This is a genomic window from Paenibacillus sp. L3-i20 (genome assembly GCF_022180385.2).
Classification (GTDB): Bacteria; Bacillota; Bacilli; order Paenibacillales; family Paenibacillaceae; genus Pristimantibacillus.
Genome location: NZ_BQME02000001.1, coordinates 1,597,130 through 1,618,937 on the forward strand (window position 1 = coordinate 1,597,130; position 21,808 = coordinate 1,618,937).

Annotated in this window: 21 protein-coding genes; 1 reads left to right on the forward strand and 20 read right to left on the reverse strand. The window is 44.7% G+C overall.

Annotated features, from left to right (window positions below):
• Positions 1 to 8: 8 nt before the first annotated feature.
• From MFF31_RS07615 to MFF31_RS07710, 20 genes are all read right to left on the reverse strand, one after another.
• Entirely contained in the window at positions 9 to 1,673 is a 1,665-nt protein-coding gene (locus MFF31_RS07615) for a polysaccharide biosynthesis protein (protein ID WP_238187448.1), read from the reverse strand.
• Between the two features lie 209 nt (positions 1,674 to 1,882).
• Complete coding sequence (spoVT, locus tag MFF31_RS07620; RefSeq protein ID WP_238187449.1) at positions 1,883 to 2,425, reverse strand: stage V sporulation protein T; 543 nt, start codon at positions 2,423 to 2,425, stop codon at positions 1,883 to 1,885.
• Between the two features lie 430 nt (positions 2,426 to 2,855).
• The gene (locus MFF31_RS07625) at positions 2,856 to 3,950 is read right to left on the reverse strand and encodes a peptidylprolyl isomerase (RefSeq protein ID WP_238187450.1); all 1,095 of its coding nucleotides are present in this window, start codon (positions 3,948 to 3,950) and stop codon (positions 2,856 to 2,858) included.
• Positions 3,951 to 4,022: 72 nt separating this feature from the next.
• Entirely contained in the window at positions 4,023 to 7,559 is a 3,537-nt protein-coding gene (mfd, locus tag MFF31_RS07630; RefSeq protein ID WP_375541280.1) for a transcription-repair coupling factor, read from the reverse strand.
• 119 nt (positions 7,560 to 7,678) lie between these two features.
• Entirely contained in the window at positions 7,679 to 7,909 is a 231-nt protein-coding gene (gene fin / locus MFF31_RS07635; RefSeq protein WP_238187452.1) for an anti-sigma-F factor Fin, read from the reverse strand.
• Between the two features lie 66 nt (positions 7,910 to 7,975).
• A complete protein-coding gene (gene pth / locus MFF31_RS07640; protein ID WP_238187453.1) occupies positions 7,976 to 8,536 on the reverse strand; it encodes an aminoacyl-tRNA hydrolase in 561 nt (186 codons plus the stop codon).
• A 458-nt stretch (positions 8,537 to 8,994) separates the two neighbouring features.
• Positions 8,995 to 9,648, reverse strand: a complete 654-nt coding sequence (locus MFF31_RS07645; RefSeq protein ID WP_238187454.1) for a 50S ribosomal protein L25/general stress protein Ctc — start codon at positions 9,646 to 9,648, stop codon at positions 8,995 to 8,997.
• A 91-nt stretch (positions 9,649 to 9,739) separates the two neighbouring features.
• Entirely contained in the window at positions 9,740 to 11,125 is a 1,386-nt protein-coding gene (gene glmU, locus MFF31_RS07650) for a bifunctional UDP-N-acetylglucosamine diphosphorylase/glucosamine-1-phosphate N-acetyltransferase GlmU (protein ID WP_238188522.1), read from the reverse strand.
• A 133-nt stretch (positions 11,126 to 11,258) separates the two neighbouring features.
• Positions 11,259 to 11,540: a septation regulator SpoVG gene (gene spoVG / locus MFF31_RS07655; RefSeq protein WP_087571183.1), complete on the reverse strand. Its 282-nt coding sequence runs from the start codon at positions 11,538 to 11,540 to the stop codon at positions 11,259 to 11,261.
• A gap of 130 nt (positions 11,541 to 11,670) precedes the next feature.
• A complete protein-coding gene (locus MFF31_RS07660) occupies positions 11,671 to 12,069 on the reverse strand; it encodes a RidA family protein (RefSeq protein ID WP_238187455.1) in 399 nt (132 codons plus the stop codon).
• Between the two features lie 28 nt (positions 12,070 to 12,097).
• Entirely contained in the window at positions 12,098 to 12,925 is an 828-nt protein-coding gene (gene purR / locus MFF31_RS07665) for a pur operon repressor (protein WP_238187456.1), read from the reverse strand.
• Positions 12,926 to 13,006: 81 nt separating this feature from the next.
• Positions 13,007 to 13,861, reverse strand: coding sequence for a 4-(cytidine 5'-diphospho)-2-C-methyl-D-erythritol kinase (gene ispE / locus MFF31_RS07670; RefSeq protein WP_238187457.1), 855 nt, complete (start codon positions 13,859 to 13,861; stop codon positions 13,007 to 13,009).
• Between the two features lie 122 nt (positions 13,862 to 13,983).
• On the reverse strand, positions 13,984 to 14,169 hold the full coding sequence (locus MFF31_RS07675; protein ID WP_238187458.1) for a small, acid-soluble spore protein, alpha/beta type: 186 nt from the start codon (positions 14,167 to 14,169) through the stop codon (positions 13,984 to 13,986).
• 153 nt (positions 14,170 to 14,322) lie between these two features.
• A complete protein-coding gene (gene veg, locus MFF31_RS07680; protein WP_168123370.1) occupies positions 14,323 to 14,598 on the reverse strand; it encodes a biofilm formation stimulator Veg in 276 nt (91 codons plus the stop codon).
• A gap of 211 nt (positions 14,599 to 14,809) precedes the next feature.
• Positions 14,810 to 15,673 carry a sporulation peptidase YabG gene (gene yabG, locus MFF31_RS07685; RefSeq protein ID WP_238187459.1) on the reverse strand — a complete coding sequence of 288 codons (864 nt, stop codon included), beginning with the start codon at positions 15,671 to 15,673 and terminating at the stop codon, positions 14,810 to 14,812.
• A 261-nt stretch (positions 15,674 to 15,934) separates the two neighbouring features.
• Positions 15,935 to 16,864 carry a 16S rRNA (adenine(1518)-N(6)/adenine(1519)-N(6))-dimethyltransferase RsmA gene (gene rsmA, locus MFF31_RS07690; protein WP_238187460.1) on the reverse strand — a complete coding sequence of 310 codons (930 nt, stop codon included), beginning with the start codon at positions 16,862 to 16,864 and terminating at the stop codon, positions 15,935 to 15,937.
• Between the two features lie 4 nt (positions 16,865 to 16,868).
• Positions 16,869 to 17,417 (reverse strand): ribonuclease M5, encoded by a 549-nt coding sequence (gene rnmV / locus MFF31_RS07695; protein ID WP_238187461.1) that lies wholly within the window; start codon positions 17,415 to 17,417, stop codon positions 16,869 to 16,871.
• 169 nt (positions 17,418 to 17,586) lie between these two features.
• Complete coding sequence (locus tag MFF31_RS07700; protein WP_238187462.1) at positions 17,587 to 18,735, reverse strand: resuscitation-promoting factor; 1,149 nt, start codon at positions 18,733 to 18,735, stop codon at positions 17,587 to 17,589.
• A 451-nt stretch (positions 18,736 to 19,186) separates the two neighbouring features.
• Positions 19,187 to 19,954, reverse strand: coding sequence for a TatD family hydrolase (locus tag MFF31_RS07705; protein ID WP_238188523.1), 768 nt, complete (start codon positions 19,952 to 19,954; stop codon positions 19,187 to 19,189).
• A gap of 27 nt (positions 19,955 to 19,981) precedes the next feature.
• Positions 19,982 to 21,280 (reverse strand): HD domain-containing protein, encoded by a 1,299-nt coding sequence (locus MFF31_RS07710; RefSeq protein ID WP_238187463.1) that lies wholly within the window; start codon positions 21,278 to 21,280, stop codon positions 19,982 to 19,984.
• Positions 21,281 to 21,549: 269 nt separating this feature from the next.
• Here MFF31_RS07710 and MFF31_RS07715 point away from each other — a divergent pair, with 269 nt between their 5' ends.
• The gene (locus MFF31_RS07715; RefSeq protein ID WP_054025791.1) at positions 21,550 to 21,804 is read left to right on the forward strand and encodes an AbrB/MazE/SpoVT family DNA-binding domain-containing protein; all 255 of its coding nucleotides are present in this window, start codon (positions 21,550 to 21,552) and stop codon (positions 21,802 to 21,804) included.
• The last annotated feature ends 4 nt before the right edge of the window (positions 21,805 to 21,808 follow it).

Genomic DNA, 21,808 nt, shown 5'->3' on the forward strand with positions numbered 1-21,808 from the left:
CAAAATCTTTAATGCTCGCTAGGCGGAATAAGTCGCAAGCTGCGAAGCCGCCTCGCAAGCGCCTCACCGCCCGGCAGCGCGCGCCATTCCTGCGCGCTGACAATACCGACGCGCAAAGCCGCGACGGCAAAGACAATGGCGCCGACGGCTGCGCCCGTCAGCGCAAGCGCTGTCGCCGTCGCCCGCGGCGACAGCGAATACCCGAGCACGACGTCTACCGCGCGCTCGGTGAGCAACACCGCGCTGGCCATAACCGCCAGCGCGACAATTGCTCCGGCGGCGGGGCCAATGCCCGCCAGCCGGCCAGTCCGCACATGCGGCGGGCAGAGCCCCGCAGTCGCATGGCGGATTGCCGCCGCTCCGAGCAGCGCGGCGGCGCTTAGCGCGATAACGCCGGAGAGTGCAGCTCCCTCGATGCCGAGGGAGGGCACTAGTGCGGCGTTAAGCGCGCCTTTTAGCAGCGCTGCGAGTAATAGCAGCGCGATCGGTACCCTCGCTGAGCCGAGCGCTTGCAGCGCGGGGGCGAATACAGCATTAGCACAGCCGGCTAGTGCTGTGCAGCCAATTAGCGCGAAGGTGGCCGTTCCCTTCGCATCCATGTAAAGCATGCGATTAAGCGGATCCGCAAGCAGAACAAGCCCAACCGCTGCTGCTGCACCTACAGTCCAAGCCAATCGAACTAGAAGCGACATACGCAGTCCAAGCGTATTATGGTCGTTTCTCGATCTGGCAGCGACCAACCCAGGCACTAGAGCGGCAGCAGCCGCACCAGCTACCATCACAATCAACTGCACCAGCGGCTGAGCACGGCTATAAATACCGAACATCGTCATAGCACCCGCTTCACCTAACCCACTTTCTCGCAATAATCGAGGCACCATAAATGCGTCCACTACGCCAATTGCCGGAATAACAAGTGCTGCAAGTGTAGCCGGGACAGCCAGTATGATGAGCACTCTCATCTCTCGAAACAATTGACGAGGAACAAATGAGGCAAGCCGTTCCCGAGCTTCCTTCATTCGCCAACCTAACAATACGAGCAACAGCAACGAAGCAAGAGCTCCCGCAGCAGCGCCGCTCATAACACCTGCAGCAAGGGTGGATTCGCTCCAACCTGCTATCATACCTAGTTTCAGTACAAGCAGCATAACGGCCACCCTTATGAGCTGCTCTACCACTTGTGATGCTGCTGAAAGGCCCATACGCCTTCTTCCTTGCATATAACCACGAAGAACAGCAGCGAATGGCACAATTAGCAGCGCAAGCGACAACATACGAATTGCAGCAGCGGTAGACTTGTCCCCTATCCATGCAGCCGTTATTTCCGCACTCGACCACATGAACCAAAAGGAAAGTATCCCTGTTGCTCCTAGCAGCATCATCGCTGCAATCAATGCGGGACGCACTTCATCCGCCGATCCCCCGTCACGCAGTTTTTGCGCTATTATAATGGATACTGCTGTCGGCAAACCCGCCGTAGCCAGCACCGCTATAAGCTGGTAAAACGGATACACTGCATTATAAATACCGAATACCCGATCCCCCGCTAAATTTTGTAGTGGTATTTTCTGCAGCGCACCGATTAGCTTCGATAGAAGTGCAGCGCCGGCCATAACCATGACACCGTTCTTCAACAGCCGCATCGGTTGCTTGCCCACAGAATTACGGCTCATTATTCATTCCCCTGCTCCCCAAATATCCCATGATTAATAATTATACCGTAATTTGAGGCGGATAGAAAAAAAGCTTCCCCAGCCCGAGCTTATATCGGGAAGGAGAAGCTATTATAACCAACCATATGTGAGAACAGTTTTCCTGTTGACTGCGATCTAATGAACAATGGCTATGATCGTATTCCTAGCCGTTATGGACACTATGTTCGCTACTGTTCCATCTGCTTCGCTAAGAAGCCAGCAGCTGTTTCTGCCATCTTCGTCTCCATCTGACCCATCTTAACGGAATCTTCTTTGCTTAGTAGCACAACCGTTCCGATTGGATCACCGCCTGCGATGATTGGCGCTATGACAAATGAAGTATATGGCTCCTGAACATCCTTCACAATTTCAAAAGTACCGCCATTAACTTCCGCTACCGTTTTACGGTTATCCATACAGGATTCCAATGTAGACCCAACGGACTTGTCCAACAGCTCTTTTTTGGAAGCCCCCGCTACCGTAATAATGGTGTCACGATCCGTTATCAACGTAATATGACCAGTGCTTTCAAACAACGATTCCGCATATTCTTTTGCAAAGTCACCCAACTCTCCAATTGGAGAGTATTTTTTCAAAATAACTTCGCCATCACGGTCTACGAATATTTCCAACGGGTCTCCTTCACGAATCCGCAATGTACGGCGGATCTCCTTCGGAATCACCACACGACCGAGATCATCGATGCGACGTACTATTCCAGTTGCTTTCATTTCTTGTTGCCCCACTTTCCTAGAGGATTTTGAACCGACTGGATTTTGCCTGTATGAGAAACATCATTGAGTATATGGCGAGATGGCACGATACCCTCGACGCTTTTCCCAAGATGTGTGGCCGCGTCTTACGCGGCTGTTGTAATCCCTTACCAGATATCTTCGCAGCATTATGTCACTATAATGGGGTCACGCACCCTGATCTGGTAACGATGAGATAAGATCCTTCGATGAAGAATTTGAATCTGACCATAGTATTCATCCGCTCCCAGTTTCTTATGCACGAATCCAATCCAGTCAATTCATTCCGCTTTACCCCTTATATACACTTCCCAAACACAATCCGAAACAAACAAGACCGCCTCACCAGCAAACCTTTGCTGGCAAAACGGTCTTGTCCATTTTTCACTAAGCTATACCTGCTTTGTTTTTACTTTGCAGGAACTTCACTAGGTTTAACTTCGGTACCCTCGGCACCTTCGGTTGGAGCTACTTCAGGAAGTGTAATTTTTAGTTCTTGCTTCGGCATTTCATCTTTCATGAATTTCTCCATGTAAGTGTACGCTGCTGCGCTCTTCACAATTTCCTTATTTTCATCAGACAATTTTTTGTACACAGGATCTTCACGTTTTTCAACTTTTATGACATGGTAGCCAAAGTCAGTTTTCACTGGCTCGCCAACAACGCCAACTTTTTGTTCAACTACTGCTTTTTTGAACGGCTCTACCCAATTCTTACCTTCAGCTTTCTCATAAAGTCCGCCTTTTTCCTTAGAACCTGGGTCATCGGAATATTCTTTAGCAAGAGCATTCCAGTCACCGCCTGCATCAAGCTTCGCTTTTACTTCTTTTGCGCGAGCAAGTGCTACGTCTTCTTTACGAAGCTCTTTTTTCTCACCAGTTTGTTGATTTGTTTCAGTTGTACCTACTAGAATATGACGGACTGTAGAAACTGCAAAATCAGCCTTCATTGTATCGAAGGATTTTGTAATATCTGCGTCCGTTACTTGATCATTCATATGAACAACTACAGCAGAAGTGAGCATTAGGAACGTAGCGATATCATCGGTAGTCACTTTTTTCTCAGCAACTTTAGCTGCAAGCTCTGTGTTCGTTTTCAAACCTTCTGTGTATTCCTTAAGCTGTTTGTCTACCTCTTCACTTGCTTTCTTCAACGATTTCTCAGAAGCTTTGCTGCCAAGAACCTTGTAAGAAACATATTGCTCAAGAATCATTTGCTGAAATTGTGGCATTGCAATAACTTGCTCGTAAGTAGGCTGTGAAATTCCGAAGATTGTAAGGTATTTGTCGAACTCAGACTTCGTTACCTTGCCATCCTTATACGTAGCGACAACTTCTCCTTCACTTACGTCCTTAAATGTTAAAGAATGAGCTGATTTCCCATTACCACTTTTAGGCTCATCTTTATCACTACCGCATGCCGCGAGCATCGTCATGACGAGCACCGCCGAGATAACGAGCAGCGCGCTTCTGCGCCATGCCGATTTGCGTGTACTGTGCAACATGTTGAATCCCCTTTCAGATTATAAACTTACTTTTTATTGTAGCAGAAAAGGAACCCTAAAAGCCAATTTCGTCTAAGAGGTCGCGTTCTGCAGCTCTTCTTTCTTTACTAACGCATCACTAAAACCTGACATGAACTTCTCTGATAAATGGAGCTTTTGCTCCATATTCAGGCCTTTTCCTCTGAGTAGAATAGATGGCGGTTCCTGCTCTCCATTTTGCTTAAACCTATTTTCCAAGCTCATACAAAGCTGATCTACTTTTTTCCGTATAATTTTACCTGTTTGCGTAGCGATCAACTTAAACTGCAGGTCGTCTCCCTTTTGGCTAACCATTTCAATACCATATTGAGCGCCATAAATTTTGAGACGAGCAACAGACATTAGATTACTCACTGCTTGCGGAAGATCACCGAAACGGTCCACTAACTCGTCAATGAGATCATCGGATTCCTCAAAGGTTTTAACAGCTGCAACCTTCTTATAAATTTCAATCTTCTGGATACTGTCGTAAATATAATCCGAAGGCAAGTAAGCATCAACACTAATATCGATAATCGTGCTGACCGGTTTATCTACCTGTACCTCTTCGCCACTCATCTCTGCCTTGCGCTTCGCGATTTCATCAGCCAGCATCTGGGAATACATGTCGAAACCGACTGATGCAATGAACCCATGTTGCTCTGCGCCAAGCAAATTACCCGCTCCGCGAATGGAAAGGTCACGCATCGCAATCTTAAATCCGGAACCTAGCTCCGTAAACTCCTTGATCGATTGCAGTCTCTTCTCAGCTACTTCAGTGAGCACTTTGTCTCGTTGGTAAGTAAAGTAGGCGTAAGCGATCCGATTGGACCGTCCTACACGTCCACGGAGTTGGTACAACTGGGACAGTCCCATCTTGTCCGCGTCATGGACAATAAGTGTATTTACATTTGGTATATCGACGCCTGTCTCAATAATGCTAGTGCTGACCAGTACATCCGACTCACCATCAAGGAAGTCCAGAATCGTCTTCTCCAGCTCCTGCTCAGTCATCTGCCCGTGGCCTACAGACACTTTTGCATCTGGTACAAGCGCATTAATAGCTTCCGCCATTTGATGAATGCCTTGTACTCGGTTGTACAAGTAATAAACCTGACCACCTCTAGCAAGCTCTCTTTCAATTGACTCCCGTACAAGTGTTGGACTGTACTCCACAACATAAGTTTGCACAGGGAACCGGTTCTCTGGCGGTGTCTCAATAACGGACAGATCACGAACACCAAGCATGGACATATGTAGCGTACGTGGAATTGGTGTAGCTGTAAGTGTCAAAACGTCTACATTTGTCTTTAGCTTCTTCAACTTTTCTTTATGCGATACACCAAATCGTTGCTCTTCGTCGACGATAAGCAGTCCGAGCGATTTGAAAATAATATCTTGCGACAACAGTCGATGTGTTCCAATGACGACATCTACTGTACCGTTTTTCAGACCCTTCATCGTGTCATTCTGCTCTTTGCGAGAGCGAAAACGGCTCAACACCTGAACATTGATAGGGTAACCAGCGAAACGTTCACGGAAAGTTTCATAATGCTGCTGTGCCAAAATCGTTGTAGGTACAAGAACAGCAACTTGCTTACTGTCCATCGCTGCCTTGAACGCAGCACGAACTGCAACTTCAGTCTTGCCGTACCCAACATCGCCGCATAACAAACGATCCATGGGCTGGTCCTTCTCCATGTCTCTCTTAATCTCTTCTATCGCACGAAGCTGATCCCGTGTCTCATCATATGGGAACATCGCTTCAAATTCCTGTTGATAGCTCGTATCCTCACCAAATGAATAGCCAGTAGTAGATTGTCTCTGTGCATATAGCTTAATAAGATCATCAGCAATATCTTGAACAGAAGCTCTCGCCTTGCTCTTAGCCTTTGTCCATTCACTTCCGCCCAGCTTGCTGACCTTAGGCTCCTTATCTTCGTTGCCTACATATTTCTGGATCATATCGATCTGCTCAATCGGAACGGACAGCTTATCTCCGCCAGCGTATAGGATGTGCAAGTAATCGCGGTGAATACCGCCGATTTCAAGCGTACCGATACCAACATATTTACCGATACCATGATTATGATGAACGACATGATCGCCAACCTTCAGTTCGGTATAGCTTTTAATACGTTCGGCATTATCCATTTTCTTATCAATACGCCGCTGCTTACGCTGCTTCTGTGAGAACATCTCACCTTCTGTAATAACGACTAAATGTGAAGATGGCAATTCAAATCCTTGCTGAAGATTACCCTCGAGCAGTACTGGCGGATCTATTCCGTAATCATCCAGCACACGACGAATCCGATCCATTCGCTCTGTGTTGCCAGCGAGCATCATGACGGTTGCACCAATCTTTTTCCATCGCTCCATCTCTGCTTTGAGCACATTCATCTGCCCATGAAAATTTTGCATAGAGCGGCTAGTCATATTCAAAATATTTTGCGGCTGACTATGCGGAACTTGCCTTAGAAACAGTGACAAAAACAGTGTAGGGAACGTACGGTGATGTAAAATCTCGTCCGTATCTCTCGCAAGCGCTAGACTAGGAAGTGACTTTCCATTTTGAAGTAAATGAATTGCCCATTCGCTCTCATCTCGTTCAAGCTGTTTAGCTGTCTCTATCAACCGTGTGGGCTCATCTAATATAAGCAGTGTATCTGCTGGCATGTAATCCAGAATCGTTTGACGCTCTGGGTACAGTAGTGAAATATATTTATAGATTTCAGGAAAGTGCACATGATCTCTTAATTTATCCAGTTCACCGCCGATTTCCGCACGAAGTCGATCCTTAGCTGTACGATCTGTCATTTTTTCCAATTGACGCTCGAGCAAGCCGCCAGCATGGTTAGCTGCGGATACCATTCGAGTGATGTCTGCAATTATTTCTTGGCATGGAGTAATGACGTATGATTCCAAGCGATCAGAAGAACGTTGGTCGGCAGGATCGAATGTTCGAATTGAATCGATATCATCGCCGAACCACTCTATTCGATAAGCTTGAGATGCAGTCAGCGGGTAGAAATCGACTATTCCGCCGCGAACACTCATTTCACCTCTAGCTTCCACACGATCAGCTCGAACATAGCCTAACGCTGTCATCTGACGCAAGAAGCCGTCAAGAGGTAGCGTTTGCCCTGCGGATACTGCTATTTGTGCATCTGCCATGACACTGCTGATCGGCAAGTAACGCCGAACACCAGAAAACGGCACAACAACAATCCCGCGATAGCCTTTGGACAGCTTGATCAGCACATCCATTCGCTGCGCCAGCGTCTCGGGACTCGAGATCGCAGCTTCCGCAGCCATTAGCTCATTCGCAGGATACAGCAGCACCTTTTCGGCTGATAAACATTCCTGTAGATCCTCCGCAATTTTCTGTGCGGAGAACATATTATGCGTCACAACTAGCATCGGACGTTCGATGGCTTCCTCAAGTGCAGCAATTAGCACTTGTCTAGACGACCCAGCGAGACCGGATACCATTTGTTCACGCATTCCTTTGCGGATACCGGATATTATCGATTGTACATCCGAATCCGTAGCAAAAGCTTTAATTAGTGCTTTCAACGTTTGCGGCACCTCATTTCTTTACACAACCAAAATTCTATTAGACCGACGCTGAGCTTGCCCACGCAAAAACAGCTACAGCCGTCCTATGACGGCATAGCTTATTCTCGCAGACTGCTATACAAATTGTTCTATTGTAGAGGGTTGCTGACCAGCATTAGGTCAGGATTTGTATGCAGCGCTTCGTTGCAGTAATCACAAACAACCTTCACCGTTACATTTCCATTTAAGTCATACGCTATTATATCGTTGCGCTCTTCGGGGGTCAAGAAATGGAAACCAAGCTGTTGCTCAGTTACCGTTGTACTTTCAAGCGACCCCATTGACGTCTTGCAGTGCCTGCAAATATAGTTTACAGCCATATGTATGCCTCCTGAAGGTAGGTTATACCCATCAGTATGCCCCGCAATGCTGTAATCTAACAGATGTTAACCATTAAACTTTGCCATCGTTTCCTGAAACGGCGCCTTCAGACCAAACTCGACTGCATCACACGCATTTTCAACCATTGTCTGAAGCTTGTCCCTTTCAGCCTTCGGAAAGGTCGACAGTACATAATCAGAGATGACCATGCCCGGCTGTGGCCTAGATATGCCCATGCGGACGCGATTGAATGATTGCGTATTCAAATGTTGAATGAGAGACTTGATGCCGTTATGCCCGCCAGCACTTCCCTGATAGCGAAGACGTAGCTTGCCAATCTCCGTATCCAAATCATCATATACGATAATGCCGTCATCCAAATCCGCTTTAAAATAGTCCATGAACGATCTAACTGACTCGCCAGACAGGTTCATATAAGTCATTGGCTTAATTAATGCCACCTTGACGCCTTGCACGTTGCCTTCACCGATAAGTGCCTTGCACTTATTTTGTGTTACTGATATTCCCCAGCGCTTGGCAAGCTCATCAATAACCATAAATCCTACATTATGCCTTGTATCCTTATAAGTATTACCTGGATTGCCTAATCCAACGATCCACTTCATGACGTCTACACTCCTTTACGATCATAATGTAGCATAATTTATAACTAATTGCTAAGCACTTTGCGTGTATGCCATAAAGCACTCTTACTCTTATGTTAGTTTGCTTCCGTGTATAGATATACTTCTCAAACTATTGATAAGTGCTTTCATAATCGCCATGGTGCAGAAATTGCTATTCATGAATTTGCGAACTGTCCAAGGCTCTGTAGAAACAACAATTGTTAAAATCATTCTCCTGTTACATTTACTCTTTTCTATAAAATATTTTTATTCTCCTAGTATTACATCAATATGTCGAGGATGATTCGCATAATTAGTATTATCGAAAGAGAGCTCACTGCTAGGACCTATACTAAAAAACAATTCATCATCCATAATGTCAGCACAAAACGAAAAATAGCCCGATGTTATCGGGCTATTGCTTTAGCTATTCATCAGTTTTTTGTTAAAAAGCATCATTAAGTACTCGTAGCGATCTCTTTATGCTGAGCATGATCCGAACGAGATTCCGCCTCATGCTGCTCCACATCTTGAGCCGCCTTCTCTTCCTCGCTCAATTCTTTCTGAGGAGCAAGTATAGTTACAACAACAAGCTGAGGCTCAGATTTAACCTCTACCCCTTCAGGAAGTGTTAAATCGCTTACTAACAAACTCTCACCAATGCCTAACGTGCTTATATCAACCGTAATGGCATCTGGAATGCTGTTTGGCAAGCACTGCACCTCAAGCTCATGAAGAATGGCTTGAAGAATACCGCCTTCACGAACGCCTGTAGAGTCGCCTACAGCATCAATCCTTACATGTGCTTTAACTTGCTCATTCATATTAATCTGGTGGAAGTCTACGTGAATAAGCTGCCGATTGAGCGCATCACGTTGCACATTCGCCACCATGACGGAATGTTTACCTACAGATGGTATGTCTAAATCAAGTACAGCATTGGGTTGGGAACGTAGCAGCGCGGTCAATTGTTTTTCATCGATGCTAATATTTGCTGCCGACTCCAGTCCCCTACCATACACAACACCGGGAATTTGTCCGTTAAGCCTAAGCTTGCGCAGATCACCTTTTGTCTGATTACTACGTTGATCCGCCTTCATTGCAATTGCCATATGGAACCCTCCTCGTTGATTTGGAATTCCATATAACTTTACCCACTCAGCGCCGAATTTAAACAACTTATAGGCCTACCTAGCTACAATGCTACTGTGTACGTTCCTTTTTAGCCTTAGCACGCGCACGAATTTTATCTGCATAACCTGGCTTATTAACTTGGCGCTCACGTGCAATAGCTAAATCTCCTGCCGGTACGTCCTGTGTAACTGTTGTTCCTGCTACTACATAAGCACCATCGCCGATCGTAACTGGTGCGATAAGGTTAGCGTTGCTGCCGATAAAAGCATTATCGCCAATTTCCGTAATGAATTTGTTATAGCCATCGTAATTGACTGTAATAGCACCGCAGCCAAAGTTAACATCTTTGCCAATTTTCGCATCGCCAATATAGCTTAGATGAGACACTTTGCTGCCGTCATCCAACGTCGCATTTTTTAGCTCAACGAAATCGCCGACTTTGCAGCCTTTGCCTAGCTTAGTGCCTGGACGAAGATTCGCATAAGGACCTACAGAGCTTTCTTCGCCAATTACGGAGCCTGCAACGACAGAATGAGCAATCGTAGCGCCATCAGCAACTGAACTGTTAGCAATATCAGCTTGAGGGCCAATTATACAATCACTACCGATAACCGTTCCGCTTCGTAGTATAGTGCCCGGATAAATAACGGTATCCGAACCAATCTGAACACCGGCTTCGATATATGTCGCGGCAGGGTCAATAATCGTAACACCATTCAGAAGATGCTGACGATTAATACGCTCTTTCATGAAGCGCTCTGCTTCTGCCAGTGCAACACGATCATTAACACCAATAGCTTCTGCCACATCATCCGTGCAATAGCCCTGAATAACTTCTCCCGCTTCCTTGAAAATACCGATGACATCCGTCAAATAGTATTCTCCCTGTGCATTACCGTTTGTCACCTTGCCTAGTGCGTCAAAAAGCTTGCGGTTATCGAAGCAGTAAGTCCCTGTATTAATTTCCTTAACTGCCGCTTCTTCAGGCGAACAATCTTTATGTTCTACAATACGCTGAACTGCACCATCCTCGCCACGAATAACACGACCATAACCAGCTGGGTTATCAAAAGAAGCAGAAAGTACAGTAGCTGCCGCTCCGCGATCCGCATGCAACTTCAACATCGCCTCTATCGTCGAAACTTGAACAAGTGGTGTATCGCCGCAAATAACGATAGTCGTGCCTTCTTCTTGGCCAAGCAGCTCCTCTGCTTGACGAACAGCATGACCAGTACCTAGCTGCTGTTCCTGCAATGCGTATTCAACTGCCTCGCCAAAGTGTGCTTTAACCATATCTGCACCGTGGCCTACAATAACGACAGTTCGTTCACTTGCCGCCTCTTTTACTATATCAACCACATGCCCTACCATAGGCTTACCGCCAACAGGATGAAGCACTTTGTATAATTTCGATTTCATTCGTTTACCCTGACCTGCGGCCAGAACAATAGCCATTACTTTTTTCAATTGTATTTCCTCCCCATTACCATTCGATCCTCACATGAATATAGCTCATTCTCAAAAAAAAGAAAAGAGAGCCAAGGCTCTCTTTTCCAGGTGAAGCGGATTCATACTTTCAAGGCGTTGCTTATGCGCCTTCTTCAATCGCAACCTCATCGGCCGCGCGCTCATATTCTGCTAGTACAGCAGCTTGAATCTTCTCACGAGTCGTAGAGGAGATTGGATGAGCGATATCGCGGAATTCACCATCCGGGGTACGCTTGCTTGGCATTGCTACGAACATACCATTGTTTCCGTCGATTACACGAATATCGTGAACGACGAATTCGTTGTCAATAGTTATCGAAGCGATAGCCTTCATGCGACCTTCCGAATTCACACGGCGGAGTCTTACATCAGTAATTTGCACTTGTGTTCACCACCTTTGCCTATCAGAGACTTGGTGTATACTTCCACGTTTTTGTGCCAATTCCTTCTACCTTTTTGGTAAATTGATGCTTAATTTAAAATATTTTTTTAACTTTGCATTTTTTTCGTTTTCATTCGACATTTGTCGATGATATAACCTCAATTTCGACAAGAACATCCTTTGGCAGTCTTGCCACCTCAACAGCCGATCGAGCCGGTTTATGAGCTCCAAAATAAGATTCATAAATGCCATTCATCGTTGCAAATTGATTCATATCTTTAAGAAATACAGTAGCCTTTACGACATCATTTAGGGACGATCCCGCTTCCGCGAGAACCGCCTTTAAATTTTTGAATACCTGATGCGTTTGCTCTTCTATTCCACCCTCTACTAAAACGCCCGATGCATCTAGTGGAATTTGACCAGAAGTAAATAGGAGTCCGCCCAGTTTAATCGCTTGTGAATATGGACCAATAGCAGCCGGTGCTTGGTCTGTTGATACCACTTGCAGTTTTGTATTCGTTGTCATAAATGTCCCTGTCTCCTTATTTTTCAAATTAGTCTTTGAAATAATTACCCGGAACAACGGTTGTTTGCTTCGTCTTCATGTCGACTGCCGTTAATTTGGCAAGCGAAATATAGTCCTCCAGCAGTCGCTCCTCAAGCTCTACCTCGCCTGATTCTACAAATACGCCTACTCCAGCAACTTTTGCTTTGAACTCATAGAGCAAGTCCATCATGCCCTTAACCGTTCCCCCAGCTTTCATGAAGTCATCTATGATAAGGACATTTGAGTGCTCCTTCAGCGCTCTTCGTGCAAGCGACATCGTCTGTATCCGCTTCGTTGAGCCTGATACGTAATTTATGCTCACTGCTGAGCCTTCCGTCACTTTATTATCCCGACGAACGATAACAACCGGTATATTCAAACATGCAGCCGTAGCGTATGCAAGAGAAATCCCCTTTGTCTCTACCGTCATAATGACATCAATTTTTTTACCTGAGAACGCTGTAGCAAACATTCTGCCTACATCAGCAAGCAATTCAGGCTGTCCAAGCATATCTGTCATATACAAATAACCACCAGGCAATACACGATCAGGCTCTTCAAGCTTAAGACAGATTTTCTCCATAATACCCAAAGCGGACTCTTCACCCATTAAAGGAATGAACTTTACTCCACCGGCCGCACCTGCTAAAGTGTGCAGCTCGCCAATACTCTCTTCTTCGAAGACCTCTTTTATAATAGCTAAATCTTCACTGATGGATGATTTAGCTGATTGATAACGATCTGCAAATGCTGTCAAAGATATTAACGTGTGGGGACGGGCTAACAGATACTGCGTCATCTCTACAAGCCTGGAGCTCCTTTTTAACTTCTTCACTGGCAATCTCCCCCACTAAATCCGAATAATATAAAGTCAATATTACAATTTTATACGGATTTAATCAATAAAAACGTCATGCTATGTAAGCATTCTTACCACATAAACTTCTTTACAAAAACCTCTTAAACCATTATAAATCCGTGGCAACTTAGCTTCCTTAGAAACTAAACCAAACACTGTTGGTCCACTGCCCGACATTAAGACACCATCTGCACCCAAGCGAATCATACTTTCCTTAAGCTGCATAACCTCTGGATGCAAATCCAAAGTAACAGTCTCAAGCACATTGCCAAGACCACCGCACATGTCATGGAAAGAGCCGCGCTCAAGAGCATCCTTCATTCCTTTAATGGATGGATGTGACTTAAGATCATTTGCTCTCATTCTGCCGTAAACATCAGCAGTGGAAACATTAATAGGCGGCTTTGCAAGAACGACCCAACATTGCGGGGGGCTATGAATTGGCTCTAGCTTCTCTCCGCGTCCGCGTGCGATTGCAGTTCCCCCTGTCACACAGAAAGGAACATCTGAACCAAGTTCAGCACCAAGAAGACATAGCTCGTCCTCTGATATGCCAAGACCCCACAAACGGTTAAGCCCACGGAGTGCAGCTGCAGCATCGCTACTGCCGCCAGCAAGGCCTGCGGCAACCGGTATTTTTTTGTCCAGATGTATGTATACGCCCTTACTTACACCATATCGTTCTTTGATGAGACGTGCAGCCTGGAAGGCTAAGTTTTTCTCATCAAGCGGAATATAGCCAACCTGGCTAGTTAACATGATCGTATCACGCGGCAATTCTTGCATTTCAAGGCGATCTGCAAGGTCAACCATGGTCATTATCATTTCGACTTCATGGTATCCATCGTCACGTTTACGAAGCACATCTAGTAATAGATTTATTTTGGCAGGAGCTTTTTCATAAATTTTCATCAGATAAGTTCACCCGTTCATCGTAAGCTTAAGCACCATTATATCAAAGGAACACAATAAAAGCTAAACTATGGCAACCGCTTTCTTTGGATGCTCACAGTTTAGCTTATTTAACCCGTATTCTATGGACGATATGATTTGGCTGCGGCTTGCTCCGCCAACTGTATAGCCCGCTTCACCATATTACCTGCATCCTTCGCTTTAATGCCGCCCCAGCCCTCTTCTTGCACGGTATTATAGAAGCCCAAGTCCTTCGCAAGTTCATATTTAAACTCTTCAGACATGACACTACGCCTTCTGCGTCCCATAATAGTTTCCTCCGATCTCATAATGGGTATTAGCTTAAAAATAGCTGTACACCCGTAGTATGTGTTTCGGAAGTGGGATTATACGCAACAAAAAAGCGCAGATTAGCTCTGCGCTGTGTGCCCTTAATGGCATTATATAAAGCATATGTCAATCTATTGTTGAAGATAAGCAATTCGTACTTGACCTTCATCATTACATACGGTGACTTCCACAGATTCTGTCAAAATGTCCGCATAACTGTAGGACACGCGCTTGAAGGCATGTTGCTCCTCGTCAAGCTTGACAATGAAAACTGAAGGGTAGATTTCTTCCAACGTGCCGGTCCGTTCAATGGTCTTTCGACGACCACCATTTGCTCTTAGACGGATTTTGGAACCTACATGAGCTTCCAAGCTGCGTTTTATATCCAATAGCGCATTTTTTGCCATTGTCCACTACCACCTCTTTCCTTGTCCATTATAACCAATTAAGGAGGGGTTGTCAAACAAAGCGAAATATTATATCAGTCCATTATTTCTCTTGTCAACGGTGATTTCACCCATTTTTTGAAAATGGGTGCATCTGACCGGTAGTATTTTCATTTTGTCGAATTATTATGCATCAAAAATCCTATTGTTCTTTTAAAATTTTTAGGCTGCATTACGTTGTGACTTTGGGCTTTGGCAAGCCAATTCTGTACCGCCCCATCGTTTCGATACCGCCTATACCGTCTATCCCGCTGATTGTGCCATGAATAACATCAGGCAAGTTAATTGCTTCGCGTATAGACGTAAAGCTTGCCTTGATAGCAATATAGACAGGATCGAGCGCATGGATCAAAATACGGCCGGGTGAGCTGGCAAAGTTAGAACCTGCTTGCAGTAGCGCTTCAAAATGTGATTGACAAGCTCCAGCGATGACGACAAGTCCATCCCGGTTTTTCTCATACTCCCGAGCAACGCGTACGGCATTTACAAAGTTCTGAGAGTTCTTGTAGCTGTTCAAGCTATACAACTCCCCAGCCGCTCTGTTCTTCAGTACCCCGTCGTGGCCGGTAATGACTACAATATCAGGCTTAATCTGCGGAAGTAGTCGATATAGCACATCCGCCATTTGAGACTCGTGAATATGCAATCCATGCGCTAGAACATGCATCGTATTATATAGTTGCATACTCTTCTTTAAATAATTGCCGTCACCATCCAAATGAAGTACTTTGCCCGGTATTTCAAAATAAGGCACACTCTGTTGCTGGGCAACCCGAATAGCATTGTCGTAGCCCATAGTCTGCTTTTCTCTATCGCTGTGCATTCTTTGGAGTGACTCATTAACTTTAATACGCACCTGCTGCACAGCTCGCGTAGATTCAGGGTCGCGAACGACCGATAGATCTGGAATTGGCGCATCCGCCAGCAGTCGGTAATCCGTTCCCTTCAGAAGGGCGTGATTAGTGCGTACAGCTTCAACACGGAACAATACGTCACTGCCATACGATTTGCGGACGACCAGGTCCCCTTGCTTCATAGGTAAATCACCTCTTCCTCTATCCTATGGGCGGATTAGACGAAAGGTGAGAAATTTATATTCTACTAGCCAAGCGCAGTAGGCTTGAGTGTTTCAATGAAGTTTTCCTTATGCTGTATATAGAAAAATGGCCCCCTTAAGGGTGGCCATTTAAAAATATAAGAATTTATATGTTTCCCATCCTATAAATGACTTATATTTCTCCACGAAACGATAGCTACGCCTTCAAGGACGGCTTTAGCTGTTTACGCCTGACATTTGTTATACCTTAACCAAGCCGGAAGACAGCAGAGCTTTGCTGAGTTCAGCGAATTCTTCCAGAGATAATGTCTCGCCACGTCTGATCGGGTCGATGTTTATTCCTATCAGCAACGCGTTCAGAGCCTCACGGTGATCCTTGCCTACGAAAGCTGTCAAGTTGTTAGCAAGCGTCTTACGTCGCTGTGCAAAGCTAGCCTGAACGACGCGGAAGAAGAAAGCTTCATCCGGTACGTCTACCGCTGGCTTCTCTCGAACTGATAACTTTATTACAGCGGAATCGACGTTGGGCTGTGGAATAAATACGGTATTCGGAACCATACATACTAACTGTGGTACGCAGTAGTATTGAACAGCTACACTAAGGCTGCCATATTCCTTGCCTCCAGGCTTAGCCGCCATGCGCTGGGCGACCTCCTTCTGAATCATAACAACGATATGTTGCAGGGGCAGACGCTCTTCAAGCAGCTTCATCAGAATTGGGGTTGTTACGTAATAAGGTAGATTGGCTACTACACTTACACCGGATACATCAGAAAATTGTTCTTCAAACAATTTTTTCAGATCCAGCTTCAGCACATCATCATGTATAACCGATACATGCGACTCGTCTGCAAATACATCTCTGAGGATCGGGATAAGACGACGATCAATTTCTATAGCCGTCACTTTGCCTGCTGCGTCAGCAAGACGCTGAGTCAATGCACCAATGCCTGGACCAATCTCAAGTGCTCCCTTTGTCTCATCAAGCTCAGCAGCGGCAACAATGTTATTTAATATATTTCCATCGATCAAGAAATTTTGACCGAGACTCTTTTTGAAGGAGAAACCGTACTTTGCAATAATTTCTTTCGTTCTCTTCGGGGTCCCCACCTCGGGTGCCGCTGACTTCCCTTGTGTTCCACTTAGAACAGTTTGGTTTTCATTATTCATCCTGTTATTCCTCCAGTATTCGTTCCATCTCACGCAGCGCAACGTCGAACTCCGATTTGGATATACGGAAGCTCGTACACCGCTTATAAAATTGCTTGCCGTTCGCGTATCCAATACCAAGAAGCTTACCCATCTCTAATCGTCTGTTAGAAGCGTTAGGATGAACGATCAAGCCCGCTTCCATGAGGTCATTCCATTCTATCTCTCCGACTTGATCCTCTGTTTCTGTACGAAGCTCAGAGAGAGCCTGAATGATTGCCTCAGGGCTTGCATTTTCAATCCCGATATCCCCTTTATAAAAGGCCTTCTCTTGTGGCAAGAACGCATGCTTACATCCAGGCGCATGGCGCGCAACTATTTTGCGGATCCGTTCACCTGCATGATCCGGATCAGTAAAGATGATAACGCCCCTGCGTTCATTTGCAAGTGCAATTCGACGAAGTACATCCTCACCTATTGCAGAGCCGTTTGTTTCAATCGTATCGGCATCAACCGCACGCTTTATCGCTGTTGTATCATCTTTCCCTTCTACAACAATGACTTCCTTTATCATTTTGCCCAATCCTTCCCGTGACCTAATCCCAACTTTAGTACCTATTAGCAAACATGCAAAAAGAAGAGGCAGTGCCTCTTCTTATGATGGCATATTTAATTGAACTTTACGATATGATGATGAAGAAACTTCTTCATCGTACCTGCAGACTGAGAAAAGAGAACTGCCGTTAGCTGGCAGTTGGCTTTTTCGGCCCAAGTATGTAGACGGTATAGCCCTTTTTCTTGCCGAACTTGGTTGCATGGCTATTACTGTCAAAGTAAACATCTATCTTGTTCCCTTTAACTGCGCTTCCTTTGTCTTCTGCCCGGCGGAAGCCAATTCCTTCAATGTATACCCACCAACCAATAGGAATGACTTTCGGATCGACAGCAATCGTTCTTCCCTCTTTAACAGTTGTTCCAGAAGCAGTAATACCAAATTGAGGATGATCCTCACCTTTGCCGGTAGACGATGCGTCAGCACTATAAGCTGTTAACGTTACGTTTTTGATTACCTTTTTGGCTTTGAATGAGAAGTCACCTTTCTTTACAGTAACATTGCTTGGACTATTGTTAGAAAGTACTGTTACCTTCATATCGTCCTTCTTCGTTCCTACCGCAATGACCTGATCTACCGCCGGACTTTGCACGACTTCACTGACCATCTGATTGGAAATGAGTACGCCATCTTCATACTTTTTCTTAACCTGTTCAACGATGACGCCCTTCTTACCGGTCTGAACAAGTTTTTCCTTGCCTTTTTCCAGCGTCGGATCTTCTTTCTTCACGATAGAGAATGGAACGGTTTTTTCGAGCTCGGATACTTTCGTATCTACTCGAACAATGGTGACCATGTCTTCCGCGCTTACATCCGAGTTCAGCGGAGGACTTATTTTATCTTCACTTCGAAGGGATAGATTTAGTTCCTCTATCGCCGCCTGTACCGTTTTCTCTGTCGTGTACACCGTTGATGTCTTGCCATCAGCTTTTACAACTACTGGTATCGCATGAGTTACCTCAATACGATCGCCGTCCTTTATCGGTGCATTGAGCGGGACAGACACCTCATCATGAGGTCCTATTGTAATAGCTTGTTCATCCAGTAGGCGTTGCAGGACCCATTGTTTTGTTTCCACAATAGTTTCTTGTCCATTCACTACTACGGAGACGCTTTTGACAGCCGTTCCGTACAACAACACCAAAAACATGAAAGTCATAGCGATTGAGATTATAGCGCTCAACATAATCAAACGCAAGTTTCCATGCTTCCATCGCATTGCGAAAGACATGCTGGATGATCGTTTACCATGGGTGTCCTTAGCCTGGATAAATCCCATTTCATCGGTCCTCCTTCATAGCCCCGCCGCCAAGTGTTACGCATGTTACAACTGACGCGACTATAGTATATTGGCGTGCAGGCACGCACTCCAGTAAAGCAGATCCAGTACCTCCCCTAATTAACCCTATGACGACGTTGTATCGTTTATTCAACTTTTAGTGATGAGGTCGTCGTTCATACAACGTGTGTGGTAGGCGCAAGTAGCGTTCACATTAGGGATGCAGGAGAGGAATATTTGAGGTTCAAATTAGGATATCAAACTGGAAATCCAATACAAAACGAAAAGCTCTGATTTGAATGATACCTTCATCAGAGCCTTGTTGTAAAGAAGCGATAAAATGCTATTTTCACTAAAATAGGCTGAAATCTTTGAAAAATTACGGGAATTCAGCGACTAAAATTAGTTTTTTTGCGATAAAGGTACGAATTACTCGTTATTTCACTGTCTTTCACTCAATGCCAAAACATTTTTTACCATTTGATGTTGTGATTAGAGCAATTTCCTCTACCGTTTTACCCTTAATCTCGGCTGCTGCTTGAGCGATTAATGCAACATATGATGTCTCATTTCTCTTTCCACGATATGGATGAGGAGTAAGATATGGGGAGTCTGTTTCGATCAATAATCGGTCCAATGGAACTTGTGCAAGTACCTCTTTTGGCACCTTTGCATTTTTGTAAGTTACTGGACCACCAAACGAAATATAGAAGTTCATATCGAGGCATTGTTTTGCTGTTTCAAGGCTTCCAGAAAAGCAATGCATAACTCCCCCAACCTCTGAAGCTTTCTCCTCTTTAAGAATTCGAAGAATATCTTCATGTGCATCTCGATTATGAATAACGATTGGCTTGCCAACTTTACGAGCTAGACGAATTTGTTCGCGGAATACGCGTTGCTGAACATCTTTTGGTGAAGTATCCCAATGATAGTCCAGACCAATCTCTCCGATAGCTACCACTTTCTTGTGACTGCATAACCCCTCGATCCATTCCAAATCCTCAGGCTTCATATGAATGCTCTCAACCGGATGCCAACCAACCGCGGCATAAATAAATTCATATTTTTCGGCAAGTGCCATCGTCGTTGGTATCGTCTCTCGGTCAAATCCAATGTTAATCATAAGATCTACACCTGCAGCTCTCGCACGTTCGATCACTTCTTCACGATCTTCATCAAATTTATAAGAATCTAAGTGGGTGTGGGTGTCAAATAGCAATGGCTTAGTCAATTCTGTCCCGTCTCCTTAATTCAATTTAAATAACTTTTTCATCTCTTCGGATAACTTGTCCTTATTTTGCAAAAGAGGCTCTTCTGGATAATACAAATGATATTGTCCTTGACGCAGGCCAGTAATAGAACGAACGATGTCGGATTTAACGGAAATCTCACTAATCTCATCTTCGCTGTCAAGCAACAAAATCGGAGCTTTTCCTCTCTTTTCTCCATTCTTCTGCTCAGGGCGATATACATCGTATGGTAGATCAAACGGATAGTCGATCTCCATATGATAATCAGGATTAAGACCAATAGACAATAATGCGGCAGCTACTTCACTAAGCAATGATTCATCAGGATTTTCAATGGTTACATACTTATATAAGTAACGATTAATGAAGCGTCTGCATAAATCGCTGAGCAGCTCGTCCGGCTCTTCTGACCATTCCGAAAAAGCTGTTTGTGCAAGCGCTTCGTCTAGCTTCAAATAATCATCCAAACTTAGAGTATTATTGAGCAATTGCTGCAATGAATTCGTCATCCAGCGGAACCTATATCCTTGACTATTTAGTTGTTGTGCTCTACGGAAAATTTGTCGCAATATAATCTCAGAACTACGAGTAACGGGATGGAAGTAAATTTGCCAGTACATTTGATATCGTGACATTAAATAATGCTCGACTGCATGCATACCGCTTTCCTTTACAACAATTTGCCCCTTATAAGGGCGTAGCACTCGCAAAATCCGCTCCAAATCGAAGGTTCCATAATTAACACCTGTAAAATAAGCATCTCTTAGCAAATAATCCATACGATCCGCATCCATCTGGCTAGAGATGAGACTTACAACAATGGGTTTGGGGTACGTTTTTTTGATTACAGACGATACCATCTCCGGGAAGTCATCCGAAACACGTTTTAAAACGGTATTAATTTCGGTTTCTCCTAATAAAATAGCGCAAGTCCACTCTTCATGGTCCGTTTCGAAAATTTCTTCTAAGGAATGTGAAAAGGGACCGTGACCTACATCATGAAGCAATGCCGCACATAAGGAGACAAGACGTTCCTCAAGGGGCCAATCCGGGTAACCATTACGTTCAAACTGAGATATTATGCGTCGAGTAATTTCATAAACACCTAACGAATGAGAGAAGCGACTGTGCTCTGCACCATGAAAGGTTAGATAAGTTGTTCCAAGCTGTCTGATTCTACGAAGGCGTTGAAATTCCTTTGTATTAATAAGATCCCAAATTGTTTGATCTTGCACATATACATAGTCATGGACAGGGTCTTTGAATACTTTTTCTTCCGTTAATTGTTCCCTCAATTTCTCATCTCCTTTTGTTCATAATTTCGACACATAGATTGCCTTAATTGTCGAATAGTGTCGCAAAATAGTTTCCAAATTGTCGAAGCTGATGTATTCTATTACAAAGCTATTAAACTACTATGATCCGAGATGTCTTATAAACAGCGAACTCTGGCATAACATTCTAGGTTGACTGTTTTGGGAAGAGTTGGTATTATAGTAACATAGAAACTACAAACTATGTCGAATGATGACGAAAATACATTTTGTGAGAGGATTGATAGATTATGATGAAATCAACTGGTATCGTTCGTAAAGTTGATGAGCTTGGTCGTGTTGTTATTCCAATTGAATTGCGTCGTACGCTAGGAATTGGCGAGAAGGATGCACTAGAGATTTACGTAGATGGCGAGCGCATCATGTTGAAGAAATATGAGCCTGCTTGTATCTTCTGTGGTAACGCAGAAAACGTTTCTTACTTCAAAGGAAAAATAGTTTGTCATGTTTGTCTATCAGAAATGCCTACACCTGTGACAAAATAATAAA